18 protein-coding genes are annotated in these 16,920 nt (G+C 41.2%); 5 read left to right on the top strand and 13 right to left on the bottom strand.

Features of this window, described 5'->3' with window-relative positions; all coding sequences use genetic code 11:
• Positions 1–67: 67 nt before the first annotated feature.
• Positions 68–1,102 carry a 2-oxoacid:ferredoxin oxidoreductase subunit beta gene (locus tag BLS65_RS04925; RefSeq protein WP_092436482.1) on the bottom strand — a complete coding sequence of 345 codons (1,035 nt, stop codon included), beginning with the start codon at positions 1,100–1,102 and terminating at the stop codon, positions 68–70.
• Positions 1,103–1,104: 2 nt separating this feature from the next.
• Positions 1,105–2,955: a 2-oxoacid:acceptor oxidoreductase subunit alpha gene (locus BLS65_RS04920; RefSeq protein ID WP_092436480.1), complete on the bottom strand. Its 1,851-nt coding sequence runs from the start codon at positions 2,953–2,955 to the stop codon at positions 1,105–1,107.
• 324 nt (positions 2,956–3,279) lie between these two features.
• Here BLS65_RS04920 and BLS65_RS04915 point away from each other — a divergent pair, with 324 nt between their 5' ends.
• A complete protein-coding gene (locus tag BLS65_RS04915) occupies positions 3,280–3,798 on the top strand; it encodes a gamma carbonic anhydrase family protein (protein ID WP_092436524.1) in 519 nt (172 codons plus the stop codon).
• Between the two features lie 53 nt (positions 3,799–3,851).
• On the opposite strand, the gene murI is transcribed toward BLS65_RS04915, so the two are convergent.
• The 9 genes from murI to BLS65_RS04870 all read right to left on the bottom strand — a co-directional run bounded on the left by murI (position 3,852) and on the right by BLS65_RS04870 (position 12,149).
• Positions 3,852–4,646 (bottom strand): glutamate racemase, encoded by a 795-nt coding sequence (murI, locus tag BLS65_RS04910; protein ID WP_092436478.1) that lies wholly within the window; start codon positions 4,644–4,646, stop codon positions 3,852–3,854.
• 60 nt (positions 4,647–4,706) lie between these two features.
• Positions 4,707–5,228, bottom strand: coding sequence for an OmpH/Skp family outer membrane protein (locus BLS65_RS04905; RefSeq protein WP_092436476.1), 522 nt, complete (start codon positions 5,226–5,228; stop codon positions 4,707–4,709).
• A 45-nt stretch (positions 5,229–5,273) separates the two neighbouring features.
• Positions 5,274–5,783, bottom strand: a complete 510-nt coding sequence (locus BLS65_RS04900; RefSeq protein WP_092436475.1) for an OmpH/Skp family outer membrane protein — start codon at positions 5,781–5,783, stop codon at positions 5,274–5,276.
• A gap of 14 nt (positions 5,784–5,797) precedes the next feature.
• On the bottom strand, positions 5,798–8,197 hold the full coding sequence (gene bamA, locus BLS65_RS04895; protein ID WP_244500662.1) for an outer membrane protein assembly factor BamA: 2,400 nt from the start codon (positions 8,195–8,197) through the stop codon (positions 5,798–5,800).
• A 124-nt stretch (positions 8,198–8,321) separates the two neighbouring features.
• The gene (locus BLS65_RS04890; protein WP_262507980.1) at positions 8,322–9,104 is read right to left on the bottom strand and encodes an isoprenyl transferase; all 783 of its coding nucleotides are present in this window, start codon (positions 9,102–9,104) and stop codon (positions 8,322–8,324) included.
• Complete coding sequence (gene porG / locus BLS65_RS04885; protein WP_092436469.1) at positions 9,073–9,714, bottom strand: type IX secretion system protein PorG; 642 nt, start codon at positions 9,712–9,714, stop codon at positions 9,073–9,075. Before porG ends, BLS65_RS04890 begins: the two co-directional genes overlap by 32 nt.
• Before the next feature lie 13 nt (positions 9,715–9,727).
• Complete coding sequence (locus tag BLS65_RS04880; protein WP_092436468.1) at positions 9,728–10,483, bottom strand: outer membrane beta-barrel protein; 756 nt, start codon at positions 10,481–10,483, stop codon at positions 9,728–9,730.
• Between the two features lie 117 nt (positions 10,484–10,600).
• Positions 10,601–11,479, bottom strand: a complete 879-nt coding sequence (locus tag BLS65_RS04875) for an NAD kinase (RefSeq protein ID WP_170830002.1) — start codon at positions 11,477–11,479, stop codon at positions 10,601–10,603.
• 4 nt (positions 11,480–11,483) lie between these two features.
• A complete protein-coding gene (locus tag BLS65_RS04870) occupies positions 11,484–12,149 on the bottom strand; it encodes a CBS domain-containing protein (protein ID WP_092436464.1) in 666 nt (221 codons plus the stop codon).
• Between the two features lie 48 nt (positions 12,150–12,197).
• Here BLS65_RS04870 and BLS65_RS04865 point away from each other — a divergent pair, with 48 nt between their 5' ends.
• Both BLS65_RS04865 and BLS65_RS04860 read left to right on the top strand, forming a co-directional pair.
• On the top strand, positions 12,198–12,914 hold the full coding sequence (locus BLS65_RS04865; RefSeq protein ID WP_092436462.1) for a pyridoxine 5'-phosphate synthase: 717 nt from the start codon (positions 12,198–12,200) through the stop codon (positions 12,912–12,914).
• 94 nt (positions 12,915–13,008) lie between these two features.
• Positions 13,009–13,812 (top strand): alpha/beta fold hydrolase, encoded by an 804-nt coding sequence (locus BLS65_RS04860; RefSeq protein ID WP_092436460.1) that lies wholly within the window; start codon positions 13,009–13,011, stop codon positions 13,810–13,812.
• Here BLS65_RS04860 and BLS65_RS04855 read toward each other — a convergent pair.
• Together BLS65_RS04855 and udk are read right to left on the bottom strand one after the other, a co-directional pair.
• Positions 13,801–14,538 carry a 3'-5' exonuclease gene (locus BLS65_RS04855; protein ID WP_092436458.1) on the bottom strand — a complete coding sequence of 246 codons (738 nt, stop codon included), beginning with the start codon at positions 14,536–14,538 and terminating at the stop codon, positions 13,801–13,803. The genes BLS65_RS04860 and BLS65_RS04855 overlap by 12 nt on opposite strands.
• 4 nt (positions 14,539–14,542) lie before the next feature.
• On the bottom strand, positions 14,543–15,163 hold the full coding sequence (gene udk / locus BLS65_RS04850) for a uridine kinase (RefSeq protein ID WP_092436456.1): 621 nt from the start codon (positions 15,161–15,163) through the stop codon (positions 14,543–14,545).
• Positions 15,164–15,270: 107 nt separating this feature from the next.
• Between udk and BLS65_RS04845 the strand changes: the two genes are divergently transcribed.
• The gene (locus BLS65_RS04845; RefSeq protein ID WP_092436454.1) at positions 15,271–16,254 is read left to right on the top strand and encodes a type I phosphomannose isomerase catalytic subunit; all 984 of its coding nucleotides are present in this window, start codon (positions 15,271–15,273) and stop codon (positions 16,252–16,254) included.
• Positions 16,255–16,341: 87 nt separating this feature from the next.
• Positions 16,342–16,911, top strand: a complete 570-nt coding sequence (locus BLS65_RS04840; RefSeq protein ID WP_092436452.1) for a SiaB family protein kinase — start codon at positions 16,342–16,344, stop codon at positions 16,909–16,911.
• The last annotated feature ends 9 nt before the right edge of the window (positions 16,912–16,920 follow it).

The raw sequence follows: 16,920 nt of genomic DNA, 5'->3' as shown, positions 1-16,920 counted from the left end.
GGAACTACTACCTAACAAATAAGGAGCCTCGAAGGGCTCCTTATTCTATATTATTTGCAAGTAAAGTTTACTTTACTTCCCAAGTCTCACCGCTACGAAGCAACTCATCCATACTGTGAATCTTTGCTTTCTTCTGAACGTCAAGGACCTGGTCACGAACATTATCATCGTAGGTTGTGTCCTTTACCTTACGAATAACCCCAAGTGCAACAGGCAACTCAGGATACTCCATATTAACGAGCATCATGTGTAAACCTGGATTTGGATTTGTTGCATCGTGAACTAGGATATCATCAAGGGTATAACCATCTTGACCAACAGTAACGACCTTTAAACGAAGTGCCTGACCATCAAGAATAAGCCCCTTGTCTTTATTCTTACCAAACAACATCTTTTCTCCATGTCGAAGCACAATTACCCGATCTTCGCGTACATCTTTGTCAGTAAAATTAGCATGAGTACGGTCATTATAGATAACGCAATTTACCAGCATTTCAACCACCGAAGTGCCATCATGCTTTGCTGCTTCAACTAGTATTTCAGTACTCAACTTAACTTCTGCATCGAGGGAACGAGCGAAGAACTTACCTTGCGCACCAATAACGAGTTCCCCTGGGCGAAAAGGATGCTCCACTGTTCCAAAAGGTGAAGTCTTGGTAATAACCCCCATCTTGGATGTAGGAGAATATTGACCTTTGGTAAGACCGTAAATCTCGTTATTGAAGAGAATAATATTAATATCGATATTACGACGTACGGCATGAATGAAGTGGTTCCCACCAATGGCCAGTGCATCACCGTCACCAGTAATCTCCCAAACGCTGAGAGTGGGGTTCGCCACCTTTACTCCTGTAGCAATAGCAGCAGCACGACCGTGAATACCATGAAACCCGTAAGTGTTCATGTAATAAGGAAAACGCGAAGAGCATCCAATACCCGAAACAAACACAAACCGTTCCTTGGTATAGTGCAGTGTCGAAGCAACTTCAGGTAGTGCCTTTTGAACCGAACTCAAAATAGCATGATCACCGCATCCTGGACACCATTTAACTTCCTGATCACTCTTGAAATCTTGCGGGGTGAATTTTACAACTTCTGCCATGACTATTTGCCCTCCAAAATATTGTTAAATTTTTCAGTAAGTTCAACCACGGTAAATGGAAGACCTTGAACCTTATTCACCATATGATATTCAAATTCTTGGTGATTTATCTTTAAATAATTAGCCATCTGACCACTATTTAACTCACAAACAACCAATTTCTTAAACCGTTTAAATATCTCGGCCAAATTTCTTGGAAGTGGGTTAATATAATGAATATGGCACAAACTTACCTTCTTGCCATCGGCACGAAGTCTGCTCACGGCGCTAACCAAGTGGCCATAAGTACCACCCCAGCCAATCACGAGCAAATCGCCCTCATTATCGCCAATCAAATCTTGCTCTGGTACAAAATTAGCCACACGTTGAACCTTATCAGCACGAGTCTTAACCATTAATTCGTGGTTAGCAGGATCCTGCGACACAGAACCGGTAACATCTTGTTTTTCCAAACCACCTAAACGATGCTCGAGTCCCTTTGTACCAGGCAAAGCCCAGAAGCGAGCTAGTGTCTCGGGATTACGTTTATAAGGGGCGAAATCCAAACTACCTTCAGGTACAACCGGAGCCTTTATTGAAGGAAAATCCTTCATACTTGGCACTTTCCAAGGTTGAGAACCATTGGCAATAAAGCCATCTGTTAACAACAACACAGGGGTCATATGTTCAAGGGCAATCTTACCGGACATAAACGCATAATCGAAGCAGTTGGAAGGTGTGCTGGCAGCAATCACAACCATAGGGCACTCTCCATTCCTTCCCCATAATGCTTGATTCAAGTCGCTTTGCTCAGTTTTGGTAGGTAACCCAGTTGATGGACCACCACGCTGAACGTTAACAATCACAAGAGGCAATTCGGTCATTACTGCAAGACCAAGTGCCTCCGATTTTAAGGAAAGGCCAGGTCCTGAGGTTGTGGTAACAGCAAAGTTACCAGCAAAAGAAGCACCAATAGCGGTGCAAATACCGGCGATTTCATCCTCTGCCTGTAATGTTTTAACGCCTAAGTCCTTACGCTTTGCAAGTTCATAAAGAATTTCGGTAGCAGGAGTAATAGGATACGATCCGCAGAAAAGAGGTAATCCTGACTTTTCGGAAGCAGCAATTAACCCCCAAGCAACAGCAGTATTACCATTGATATTACGGTAAACCCCCTTTTCTTGGTGAGCAGGTGCAACGCTATAGCGGCTTGGTAATGCGTGTATATTACTTGCATAATTGAACCCATCGTAAAGAACCTTTTTGTTTGCAGCAACTACAAAAGGTTTTTTACCAAATTTCTTATCAAAATAGGCCACGGTATGCTCCATTGGCCTATCAAACATATAGTAAACCATTCCGAGAGCAAACATATTCTTGCAACGAAGAATACTCTTATTATCCATCTCGGATTCCTTTAAACTCTCCTTGGTCAGCGTAGTAATTGGCGAAAAAAGAACGTGGTAATCGGAAAGCTTCATTTCCTCAATAGGATCAAGAGTTTTAAATCCAGCACGTACGATACCTTTCTCATTAAAGGTATCAGCATCCAAAATAATTGAGCCACCCTTTTTTACCCACTTGGCATTAGCCCTAAGAGCTGCAGGGTTCATAGCCACAAGGACATCGCAGTAATCGCCTGGCGTAAATATTTTAACGCTTCCCAGATTTACCTGAAAACCAGAAACGCCACTCACCGTTCCTTGCGGTGCACGAATTTCGGCAGGATAATCAGGAAAGGTTGATACACCATTACCAACCAAGGCTGAAGTGTCGGAAAATAAGGTACCGGTGAGCTGCATTCCATCGCCGGAATCTCCGCAAAAGCGAATTGCAACCTCCTCAATTTCAACCCGATTTACATTTTGGTCCATAGTAAACTATTTTTTAGTTAAACCCATCCTCTGGTATTTATATAGCGTTAGGATATCTTGCCATCATAACCTGTTGTAAAACAGCAAACCTAACACTATCCAGATGATGTGAAAATGTTCACAAATTTAGCGTTTTTAGTTATCAAGCGATATCAAAAGTCAACTTTTTTTTAAAAACCGCAATCGATTTAGCCCATAGGGTTTCAACATGAAAGTTGTCCAATAATTACGGTTCCAAACCTTTTTGGTTCAATGTTGTTAAACACAATAGCCTGTAAACACGGCGAAAATAACCAAACAACCGCTAACTTTGAAATCAAAAAAATGGCACTAATAAAATCGCTAAGAGGCTTTACTCCTAAAATTGGCAATAACTGCTACTTGGCAGAAAACGCAACCATAATTGGAGAGGTAATTATTGGAGATGATTGCAGTATTTGGTTCAATACAGTTTTGCGCGGCGACGTAAATACAATTACCATTGGGAACAGAGTGAATGTACAGGATGGTGCAGTGCTGCATTGCCTCTACCAAAAATCAACGATCGAAATCGGAAACGACGTTTCCATTGGTCACAATGTAACCATTCATGGGGCATCGGTAAGGGATGGAGCACTTATCGGCATGGGGGCAACTGTTTTGGATGGTGCCGTAGTTGGGGAAGGTGCAATAATTGCGGCAAATGCACTTGTGCTCAGCAACACTATTATTGAACCTGGTAGTATTTACGCAGGTGTACCAGCAAAATTTGTAAAAAAGGTCGATCCTGCCCAAGCCCAAGAAATCAATCAACGCATTGCCAAGAACTACCTAATGTATTCGAGTTGGTATAAGGAGGAATAAAATACTAGGCCAACGAATCTTGCGGTGACCTCAATTTTAAATTTTCAACCATACTAATCCTCCCGAAAGGACAGTCTATTGGTATTAATAGCTTGTTTGATGGAAATCAGACGAATAATCGTCTCTAGTGTGAGTAGATCACCACTTGAAAAGAAATCATAAAAAACTGGCTCTCGCAATGAGCCTTGGTTGTATTCAGATACAATTCGCTTAACCTGAGCAGCAACCGCCGGAGCCGGATCTATAATAGCAATATTGCCACCGGTAATTTCGAAAATAGCATCCGACAAAAAAGGATAATGAGTGCAGCCTAATACGAGATGGTCCGCACCTGCGTCCATCATGGGGTCGATATATTTGTGTAGCAATTCGGATACTTTTGAGGAAGAAAAATCACCAGCCTCAACTAACTCCACCAAACCAAAACCCGGCTGTATAATCATTTTCACACCACTGGCAAACCTACTGCTTGTTTCATGAAAAAGACGGCCATTAAAGGTACCTTGAGTAGCAAGTATCCCAATAACCCCCGAAACTGAATTTATAGCTGCCGGCTTTACGGCTGGTTCCATCCCCACAAATGGGATAGTGTATTTTGATCGTAAATAATCAATAGCCGCAGCCGTAGCGGTATTGCAGGCCACAACAATTACTGAGCAACCCTTTTCAATTAAAAAACAGGTCACCGTTTCGGCTAAACGAATAATCTCCGCTTGCGACTTATCCCCATAAGGACAATTTGCACTGTCGGCATAGTATAATGTAGACTCATCGGGAAGAATCTTAACAATTTCACGCCAGACAGAGAGGCCGCCAACACCCGAATCAAAAACACCAATAGGTCCCATATATAAAAAGAAATGGCCATTCTGGAAATAGAATGGCCGTATTTCAAAAGTTCAGATCGATTATTTCACAATCTTAAGTTCCTTTTTAACCATAGCAGTAACATCGGTGCTTTGGGCTTCGGAGTAGTAAACCACACCAGGTGTTCCGATGTCAAAAATGTAGGTAAAGTTATTATCCTTTGCTACTTTTTTAATCGCATTATTAGCCTTTTCTAAAACTGGCTTATAAACATCACCTTGCATTTTTTGAAAATCTTCTTGGGCTGTTTGTTGAAACTCTTGAACGCGCTGCTGCATATCTTGAATCTCTTTTTCCTTAGCTTCACGGATAGCTGGAGTATAGCTATCTTTCTTTTGAAGGTAGGATTGATACTTATTATTAAACTCTACCTGCATCGTTTCGAGATCGGCAGAAAGGCTTTCGCCATACTTTTTGAGTTTAACTTCAGCACTATCCTTTTCGGACATTAGAGAAATAACTTGCTGCACGTTAATGTGTCCAAACTTAAACGATTGAGCCTGAACTTTTCCGGTGAACGCAAAACACACAGCCAATGCTGCTATTGCAATAGTCTTCTTCATTTTATCTGGGTTTATGTTAATACAAATCTAAAAAAAATATTTCAACTACCTATAGCCAAGTTTCTGCAAAACCTCATCGCTCTTATCATACTTGGAGTTAGAAAAGAGCACCGTAGGGTTATTGGCCACATCAAATATGGCTGCATAACCTCCTTCGGAAGCGAGATCCTTAACCGCATTATAAACTTGATCCTGAACTGGCTTTATTAACTCTGTCCTCTTTTTAAAAAGGACACCATCAGGACCAAAGTAATTTCGCTGCAAATTCTGTGCCTCTTTTTGCTTATCCATTAGATCTTGCTCCCGCTTGCTGCGCATGTCCTGCGTGAGCAAAACTTTCTCTGTCTGATACGACCGGACCTGCTCATCGACAGCAGAAAACTTATCTTCTACCTCCTTTTGGTATTGAATTGCAAGTTTATCCAATTGCTCTTGGGCAGCCCGGTATTGAGGAATCTTCTTCAAAATATAATCGGAATCAACGAAGGCAAACTTCTGTCCAAAACCGGCAATTCCAAGAATCATTAAAATAGAAAGAAGTAGTATCCTTTTCATAATAACTAATAATTTTAGAATGGCATACCAATCACAAAATGGAAGTGTGAACCGCCTGCGCTTGGAGAATTTTTCACCTCATCAAATCCGTAACCCCAATCAATACCAAGTTGACCAAGCATAGGAAGAAATAGGCGTAACCCAATCCCAGCCGAACGCTTAATGGTAAAAGGACTAAAATCAGTAAAATTATACCAAGCATTACCACCTTCAATAAAGGTTAATGCATAAATCGTTGACGATGGAGACAATACCAATGGGTATCGAATTTCCGCAGAAAACTTATTAAAAATATTCCCGACACGAATACCTTTTTCAAGATTATAAGGTGTCAATGAACCATTCTCATATCCACGAAGTCCGACGGTTTCCTTTCCATATAGGTTGTAGCCCGACATACCATCGCCTCCTAAATCAAATCCTTCGAAGGGTGAATACCCCAGATCACGATTATAGTAACCCAAATATCCAAACTGCATATTTGTAGCCAGAACTAAATCACCAGCCAACTGGCTGTAATACTGCGAACGAAAACTCCATTTATGATATTCTATAAACTTATATCGCTCACTACCAGGCATTGTTTTATCCGTGTAATCTTTATTATTAAACAAAGAGTAAGGCGGAGTAGCCTGGACCGATATGGAAAAGTTTGATCCTCGCCGTGGATATATGGGTTGATCCACCGAATTCCTACCAAAGGTCGTTTTCAGACTGATGATATTTGCATTTCCATCATTAAAGAGGAAACCATTCCAGTTGCTTAGGTTGTAATTTTGAAAGTTAAGCTCATTCTGCAATGTAAAGTAGTTATCGGGTTTCTTTAATCTACGCCCAATTCCAACACTAACACCACTTACCTTCATATACTGCGAACTAGACTGATACAGATAACTACTATTATTCTGAACAGTATGATACAGGGAAACAGATAGTGACGTTGGTCTTTTGCCACCCAGCCAAGGTTCCACAAAACTTAAACTATAAGCCTTATAGTAACTACCATTGGTTTGGGCACGAAGCGACAGGGACTGAGAGTCGCCGGAAGGGACGGGCCTCCATGCTCCCTTCTCGAAAATTCGACGAGCCGAAAAATTTGTAAACCTAATACCAATAGTTCCAACAAACATATTCGCGCCCCAACCGCCTGACACTTCAAGTTGGTCATTTGGTTTCTCCTCGAGAATATATTTTAGGTCAACCGTTCCATCAGCTTGGTTCGGCATTGGAATAACATTCATTTTCTCGGGATCGAAGTGGCCAAGTTGAGCCAACTCACGATTGGTACGCATAATATCACTCTTGCTAAATAGTTCGCCAGGTTTAGTCCAAACTTCACGGCGAATTACATGCTCATTGGTCTTCGTATTTCCAACGATAATTACGTTATTAATAGTAGCCTGCTTACCCTCATAGATACGCATCTCCAAATCGATGGAATCGTTTTCGACCCGAACCTCGGTTGGTTCAATATTGAAAAAGAGGTAACCATCATCCATATAGAGGGTTGAAACTGAATTCTCATCAGTGGATAGACGTTTTTCTAAAAGTGTTTTATCGTAAACATCGCCCTTCTTCATCTTTAGCACGGCCGACAAAAATTCAGCAGGGTATTTGGTATTGCCTACCCACGAAATATTCCGGAAATAGTATTTAGGTCCTTCATACACCTTAATATTAATACCGATTCGCTTCTCATTTACATTATAAATAGAATCGGAAACAATTTTAGCATCCCGATACCCTTTCTCATTATAGTATGTAATAATATTCTCCTTATCATCCTCATAACTGGCCGCAACAAATTTCGCACTCTTAAAGATATTCCAATCCTTGCGATGCGTCTTCTTCATCTTTCTTCTCAACTTTCCATCCGAAATGGCAACATTTCCATCAATATTGATTTCGCTAATTTTCACCTTCTTCTTACGATCGACATTAAAGGTAACACGCACCCCATTGGCGATTACAGTATCGTTTGCTTGATCCAGTGCAATAGAAACATTACGATACCCCTTCTCACCATAAAACTTTTTTATGGTATTGGATGCATTCGACAATAGATATTCCGTTAGTTGGTCGCCAACTCGTAGAGTCATCTTCTCTTTAAGCGACTCCTGTTCCGATTTCTTAACTCCAGTATATGCGATATTCGATACTCGAGGTCGTTCAACTAGGTCGATGTTAAAAAAGGCGGTATCTCCAACCACATTAACAACGACCACATTAATGTCGGAAAAAAGGCCCTGTTTCCAGAGTTTCTTAATGCCTTTGCTAATAGCATCGCCAGGTACCATAATGGTTTCACCCTCGTCAACGCCAAACAAGTTAACCAACGTTTGGGCATCCAAGAATCGAAGGCCGGTAATGGTAACTCCTCCCACAATATATTTTTGAGGAGTAGCGTAATCCATATCTTTTTTAATACTCAAGGAATCTGAACCTTGAGAAAAAGTGGACAAAGAAAAAATAAGCAGTATTGCAGATAGTATGGTCGTGCGAAACATTCGTGATTGTTATTATATTGAATTTACACTATTAATTTACCTGTTCACTAGTTTTTCCAAAACGTCTTTCTCGTTTCTGATATTCGAGAATTGCCGTATAGAACTCATTCTTAGTAAAATCTGGCCAAAGTATCTCCGAAAAGTAGAATTCGGAATAAGCCAATTGCCAAAGCAAGAAATTACTTAACCGCTCTTCGCCGCTAGTTCTAATTAGCAGTTCAGGGTCGGGAATTCCTGAAGTGCATAAATATTGAGAGAACAACTCGGTAGTAATGTCGTCAGGTCGAAATTTACCTGCAGCAACATCGGCCGCAATTTTTTGTGTGGCATTTACGATCTCCCACCGTGAACTATAGCTAAGCGCCAACACAAGATTAAGACCTGTATTACTTTCGGTCTTCTTCATTGCTGCCAAAACGTTATCCTTAGCTGAAGCGGGTAAGCTATCTAAATCGCCAATTACATGAAGGCGAACTTTGTTTTTCGACAGTTTGTCCACTTCATCATGAATCGTCGAAACCAGTAATTCCATCAAAGCATCAACTTCAGCTTTAGGCCTATTCCAATTTTCAGTTGAAAAAGCATAAAGTGTTAAGTACTTAACGCCTAGTTCTCCAGCTGCCTCAACCGCCTCCCTTACGGCATTTACGCCGTTTTGGTGGCCAAAAATACGATGACTTCCTCGTTGCTCGGCCCAACGACCATTACCATCCATTATAATGGCAACGTGCGCCGGAACTTTCTGCATGTTGATACAATCTTTGGACATCTTTTGAACGCTATTATTGGTATACCGGGCAAACTGTCCGGTTATTTAAAAGGCGGAAAGTTATAAATAATCCAGCTACCGAGTACCAATCGTTGTTGTGAAATATGGTTTTTTTCTGATCGGTAAGATTTGTGTAGCCATCCATTTTATCAGAAAATGTTTTTGTTAATATCCATTCCACACCAACTGTCCAACGAGGGGCAGGTCGATACTTAACCCCAATACTCAAGGGTATCACCGGAATAATTTGTCCGTTGTCATAGGAAACCCCTATTCCGATGGAAGTAAAGGGTGACATCCGCTTTCCTTTGGATGCCAGCGGACTAAATGGTAGGAAATTAACTTCAAACGCAGCACATCCGTCAATAATTAAAGACGAAAAAGCCCCTCCGGCAGCAGGTAGATATCCTGCGCTGGCATTGTATGAGCCAGTATAGGAACCTCCACTTAGCCCAAAACGGGCCGCATAATAGTCGTTGAAGTTATACTTAATAAATCCACCACCTGCGAAACTAGGCGAGGAAAATGGCAGAGATTCATTATAGTCTCCAATATAATAGGTGGCACCCAACCGGAAACCAATATCAGTTTTATTTTGTGAAACAGCCCAAAGGGATAATATTAAAAATATGCTAACAAAAAAAAGTTTTCTCATGCAATTTGGGCTACTAGAAGAACCAGCGTTTACTATCCGTTTTCTTAACAATTATCTTATAAGAAACGCCTAAAGTTAACGCATAGTATAAATCATTCGATTTAGAATATTGGGAGGTATAGGCATCTAACTTGTCGGTTAAAGTAATCCGGGTACCAAATTCGCCATTGAATGACAATCTCGGTCTCAAATTAACCTTAACACCAACCCCAACAGGGAATATCGCTGTAAAAGAAGATCCGCCCACATAATTTGGGTGCTCTTTCAATGCACTATTTCCACTGGAAGATAATAAAGCACCACCAACTCCTGCATAGATATAAATGCCAAAAGGGGTTCCATAGGGCCTAACACCACCGCGAACAGCCATAACAGAAAAAGTTCTATTATCGTTAGATTTGGTTATATAGTATTCTCCAGTAACTGAGAAATCCGTAACAAAAACATTTGCCTTAAACCCCCTATTTTCATTTCTTGAGCCAGCGTCGTTGGCTACCATGAAAGTAGAGGAAACCAATCCCTTAACAGAAAAGCGGTCATTCAATTCAGAACGAGTACCGACAACAATACCTGGTCGCAAAGCAGAAAAGGACAAATCCTTTAGGCCCATTAGATTATTTGACGACGCAGATCCTCCAATATCGCCAAACAGTTGACATATAGAGATACCACCAAGCAACTCGAAACGGCTTTGTTTCCATTGTTGTCCAAAAGCACTAGTCCCGGCTACCAAGAAAAGCACTATTATAAACAGGTGTCGAACTCTCATGATCAATAGCTTATTCGTGCAAATATACTTTTTTTTTCTCCTAAACCACAGATTCCAAAAAAGCGGAGTCTTCTTTAATACTAATTAACTGTTTAGCGAGCAAAAAGTTGTCAAAAATCAACTTCGTTTGTCAACGCCCCACATCAACTTATTCCGCAATCTGCAAAAATAATCAATTTCGCCAAGCCGAAGCAGCTTAACAGTAAAGGGTGCCTTAGAGATTAGAATTTGTATACCCGAAGCAACTTCCACGGAGCGATTATCGAGCGCACACACAACAGTTGCATCACGAGAAATCGGTTCCAATCGTAACGAGTATGAATCAGGCACCACCAAGGGGCGAACAGTCAAATTATGAGGAGCAATTGGCGAAATAACGAAGTTAGTTGAGTCTGGCGTTAAAATGGGACCCCCTACGCTTAAAGAATATGCGGTGGAACCCGTTGGAGTTGCCACCAGCAAACCATCGGACCAATAGGTATTAATGAAAGTCTGTTCGTGAAACACATTAATTGAGACCATGGCAGAACCATGCTTTTGAATGCTGAACTCATTTAGTGCATACGGAAAATCGCTAAGAGGCCATGGCAATCCCTCCGCTTTTATTAAAGTTCTATTCTCAACTGGAATCGATTCACTAAAGAAAGCATCGAGTACCTCGTCAATATTTTCGCACGATATCGAAGTCAAAAAGCCGAGTCTACCTGCATTGATTCCAGCAATAGGAATTCCGGAATCGCGAACCAATGCAACTGCTTCTAAAAAAGTGCCATCCCCTCCAAGGCTAAACATACATGCCGTATCGATATCGAGTTGATCGGATGTATCGAACAGAGAAAATAAATTGGGAGAGTAACCATGCTTTTGGTTTAAATATTCGAAAAATTTTCGGTAAACAGTGACCTTAACGCCTCGCTGATTCAATCGGAGGAATAAAAGTTTTAGGCAACTGAGAAATTCTTCGGGAAAGTATCGACCATAAATAGCAACTTTCATCCTATCATACATTTAAGTAGCGCATTAGAAGATCAAACCGGTCTTCATATAAATCATCCATTTCGTCCACTTTCATATGCGAACCAACCACAACGTATTCGTACCGCTCAAAAGTTTGTAGAATGGAGGTCAAATCAACCACATTCAACTTCAAAGTAAGCTCAATTTTCGTGGAATCTTTATATGCAGTAATGTAACTAGACAAAATTTTGGCACTATTCCCTTCCACAATTTGGGCAATGTGCGCTAAAGAATAATCATTTGCGTTGAGATCAAGCACTACAATACCTCCGGGATTTTTCAAAGCCGAAAGATCGGCAAAATAGTGCAGAAGATCGGGTAGCGCAATGACTCCGATGTAATGCTTACTGGCATTCAAAACTGGAATTAGGGACAATTGAAGTCGAGACATAACATCCATTACCTCAAAAACATGCTGATCTTCTAATACATATGGCCTCAAGAGCGAGAGAGGATGATTTCCCAGTGGTTCATCGGGCATGTTCATATCGTAAATATCGCTCTCACTAATAACTCCGAGAAAATCTTCGTTATTCACAATAGGCAGGTGAGCCACCTTAAAAACATCCATCCATCCAAGCGCCTTTGTGCCTGTATCGGAGGTGCGAAGTGCGGGAATCACGTCAGAAATTAAATCCTTAGCCAGCATAACGTAAATGTTTTAACTTTGTGCCGTTACAATTGTAAAAATGCGAGAATGACAAAGCTTAGTGTAAATATAAACAAAATTGCAACAATCCGCAACGCACGGGGTGGCAACACACCTAATTTGGTTGAAACAGCCATCAATTGTGAGCGTTTTGGAGCGCAAGGAATAACAGTTCACCCACGCCCCGATGAGCGCCATATCCGCTACGCGGATGTGTATGATCTAAAGAAGGTGGTAAAGACCGAGTTCAACATCGAAGGATATCCTTCAGAATCATTTATCAAGTTAGTATTGGATGTTGTCCCTGAACAAGTGACACTAGTTCCGGACCCACCTGAGGCCATAACCTCCAGTGCCGGATGGGACACGGAGAAAAACCAAGTGTTTTTAAAAGAGGTAATTGCAAAGTTTCACGCTAAAAACATTCGTGTTTCCATTTTCGTAAATCCAGACGAAAACATGGTTAGACATGCAGCCACTACTGGCACCGACCGAGTAGAACTCTACACCGAACCATACGCATCAAACTATGAAACAGATAAGGAAACAGCCATTGAACCTTTCATTGCAGCCGCAAAAGTTGCCATGGAGTGCGGCATTGGCCTAAACGCAGGTCACGACTTAAGCTTAGTAAACTTAGAATTCTTCAAAAAGAATATTCCCGGATTACTTGAGGTATCCATTGGCCACGCGCTAATTTCGGATGCACTTTACTATGGACTAGAAAATACAATTCAACTTTACCTACGAAAAATCAAAAGTTAGCAAGAGAAAACACGTTAGCGGAACCTACTCGATCACGCTTAGTTGCCCCTCCATTGATTTAAATGCACGATAAAAAAACCGATTAAAGCACATAATGAAACTTTTTTATAGAGAATTAGGAGCAGGAAGGCCCATCGTAATTGCCCATGGGCTTTATGGATCATCCGACAATTGGTTAAGTATTGCTAAACTACTCGCCGAAAAATACAAAGTAATTCTAGTTGACTTACGCAACCATGGACAATCACCACATTCGCCTTCGCACTCCTACAGTGATCTCGCGGATGATCTGTTTGAACTTTTCAACAAACTAAAACTGTCAAACGCCAGCCTAATGGGGCATTCCATGGGTGGCAAAGCCGCAATGCAATTTGCAATTAATCACCCAGACAAACTCAGGTCTTTAGTTATCGTGGACATTTCGCCAAGGTCGTATACCGATGCAAATGGATATGCACCTCAAGCCAAAGAACACTTTTCCATCCTAACCGCATTGAGAGAATTGCCATTGAGCGAACTGAGGTCCAGAGGTGAAGCAGAAGAGATTCTCTCCAGTAAAATCCCGTCGCTTCAAATAAGACAGTTCTTACTCAAGAACCTAGACCGAGACGAAAACAACAAGTTTGTTTGGAAGTTAAACCTAAACGCTCTGTGGAAAAAACTCCCATCGTTGATGGGGGGAATAAAAACAGAAGACTACATTCCTGCCCAAAACTTCCCGGTCCTCTTTATTAAGGGGGAACAATCACCCTACATCGACGTCATTGAAGACAAGCCCATAATAAAGGAACTATTCCCTTCGGCTGAAATAATTTCGATTCCAGGAGCAGGTCATTGGGTTCATGCTGAACAACAAAAACTATTTTACGAGGTAATTGAAAAATTCCTAGCGATCTAGATCACTTTCGGCACTTTCAATATTATCAGCAGGGATAGTATCTTCATTTCGGTAACGCCGAAACAGTTGGGCTATAGTAATAACATCCTTTTCGCAGTAACGTGCTATCCGTTCGATGTCGCCAGTTTTGTAGTAAACATCTGCAACCATGGAGCCGTCAATATCATCTTTTGGAGTAGGTATACCGAAGAGATTTGCCAACAGATTCAACGAAGTGTAGTGTTTATAGTCACCGAACTTCCATAACTCCATAGTATCGAGAAAGGATACTTCCCAAGGTTTTTTCCCGGCCACATCGAGCAGAGTAGGCAACTTAACCCCATTTACAAGCATGCGCCTTGCGATATAGGGAAAATCGAACTCCTTCCCATTGTGGGCACAGAGAAGAGCACCTTTCTTACTACCGAATCGATTTAATAGGGTCGCAAAATCGAGCAACAAATCTGCTTCAACTTGGTTATAAAAAGACTTAAGCCGGAAGTAAGGAATCTTCTTCTTAAAGAAAACGAAACCAGCAGAAATACAGACGATCCGGCCAAACTCTGCATAAATCCCAGCCCGACCATATAGGTTCTCGGGGGTTTGATCCTCTTCCTTCTTTAATTGAAGCGCTTTCTTATCCCATAGTAACTTGAAGGCATCGGGCAATTCGCTGTAGGTAGACACAGCCGGAACTGTCTCGATATCGAGGAACAAAATATTCTCAACTTTAAGGTCGTAAAGCATAGGCTCAGAAACCGTGTTGACGTAAGGTCTTCTCTATTATAGTAGTTAAAATACTAATTGCCACTTCATTATTACCACCCTGAGGCACAATAATATCGGCATATCGTTTCGATGGCTCAATAAACTGCAAGTGCATTGGCTTAACCGTTTTCTCGTAGCGTTCAAGTACTTTGTTTACCGACCGGCCCCTCTCCACAATATCCCGTCGAACCACACGTCCGAGACGATCGTCGGCATCGGCATCTACAAATACCTTTATATCCATCAGATCCCGCAATTCAGGGTTAGTAAAGATCAGAATGCCCTCAACAATGATCACATGGCGAGGCTCAATATATATAGTTTCCGATTCACGGGTGCAATTCAGGTAGGAATAGATTGGCTGATGGACAGCCTGGCCCTGTTTCATCTTCTCCACATCGCTCACCAACAATTCAAACTCAACTGCTGACGGGTGATCAAAATTGATTTCTTGGCGTTGATCAAAAGGTAGATGACTACTATCACGGTAATAGGAATCCTGTGGAATAACCACCACCTCACCAGGCGGTAAGCAATCAACAATCTTCTTTACGACGGTTGTCTTTCCCGATCCAGTGCCCCCAGCAATACCAATAACCAGCATAGATGTAAAAAATTAAAAAGCTAACTTTGCAAAGTTCAGAAATTAATTCTGGATATCCTCCAACTTATATACGATTATTACTCTTTTTTCAAACAAAAGCAACGATTATGCAAGAACTATATCCACTTAAATTTCAGCCAATATACCAAGAAAAAATTTGGGGGGGCACTAGAATATCTAAAAAATTTCACCGAAAGAATGTACCATCCGGAAAAATTGGGGAGAGTTGGGATCTCTCAGCAATTGAAGGGAATGAATCTATTGTTAAGAATGGCTTCCTCGAGGGGAACAGTTTGAACGAACTGGTTGAGATTTACATGGCCGATTTGGTCGGAGAAAAGGTTTTTGATCAATTCGGTCCCGAATTTCCACTATTAATCAAACTCATTGAAGCAAAGGATTTGTTATCGCTTCAGGTGCACCCAAACGATGAAATCGCATTCGATAGGCATCTCTCCTACGGAAAAACGGAGATGTGGTATGTTATTGAAAACGAACCAGGAGCACAACTAATCTCTGGCTTCCGAAGGAAGACTTCCGAAGAGGAATTCAGAAAATCAGTAGAAAGTAACACATTCACCGAGTTGCTAAACTATACAGATGCAGTGGAGGGTGACGTCTTTTACATACCGGCTGGACAGATTCACGCTCTCGGAAGCAATCTACTCATTGCAGAGATCCAACAATCATCGGATGTCACGTATCGCATTAGCGACTGGGGCCGAGTTGACGACAACGGAAATCCACGGGAACTACACCTCGATCTTGCACTCGATGTTATTGATTATTCCGGCGAGACATCCGGAAAAGTTAAGTATTCGAAGCAGATGAACAAATCCATGCCTCTGGTAGAATCGGCCTATTTCATAACTAACGTGCTCGAATTCGACCAAGACCTCGTGATTGACTATAACACTATAGATTCGTTTGTAGTATATATGTGTATAAAAGGATCTGCCACCATTGTTCAGGGATCGGGGAATAAAACAACCATTAAGGGTGGTGAAACTGTTTTAATTCCAGCTGACCTCCGAACCTTCACAATTCATCCAGAAAGAGCCACTTTACTGCTAGAAATACACATTCCGTAAACGATTACTCATTACTCGTCACAATTTAATAACGCACCGACCATTGGTGCGTTTTTTTTTTCTACTTTCATGCTGAATTAAAATCGCATGGACAACGTAATATACTTCATAAAATCGATCCTAACGAACGAACTTGCTTCGAGCGGATTTCCCTTAATTTACAAGGGCGAGATGAGTCATAGTGTCATGAGAACATTCGCTCTAATGGCAAACCGAAAAATACAAGAGAAGAATCTCCCGACGGCTGTTAGAAAAAGAGTATTTCACATTATAATTGAGTGTTTGCAAAACATCACCAAGCACTCCGATGACTTCGATGAAAAGGAACAGCACATTGGCAATGGGCTTTTTGTTGTAGGTGAAACAAAAGAAGGTTTTTATGTAATTACCGGGAATATTATTAGGAACGAACGAATACAGGATCTGAGGCAGCGGATAGATCTCTTAAACAACTCCGCAACCGAAGAACTTCGTGGCTTCTTTATAAAACAGATGCTCAATGGAGAAATCGACACAAAAGGAGGCGCCGGACTTGGCTTGATTGATATTGCTCGTAAGTCAGGTAATAAACTATTCTACCACTTTGTTCCATTTGATGATAAATCACACTTCTTCATCCTAATTGTAAATATCCCATCCAATCATAATGATAAGTAGCCGTTATGT

It is taken from the genome of Williamwhitmania taraxaci, assembly GCF_900096565.1.
Taxonomy (GTDB): domain Bacteria; phylum Bacteroidota; class Bacteroidia; order Bacteroidales; family Williamwhitmaniaceae; genus Williamwhitmania; species Williamwhitmania taraxaci.
The sequence above is the reverse complement of the archived record's forward strand: the minus strand, read 5'-3'. Positions and strand labels throughout refer to the sequence as shown.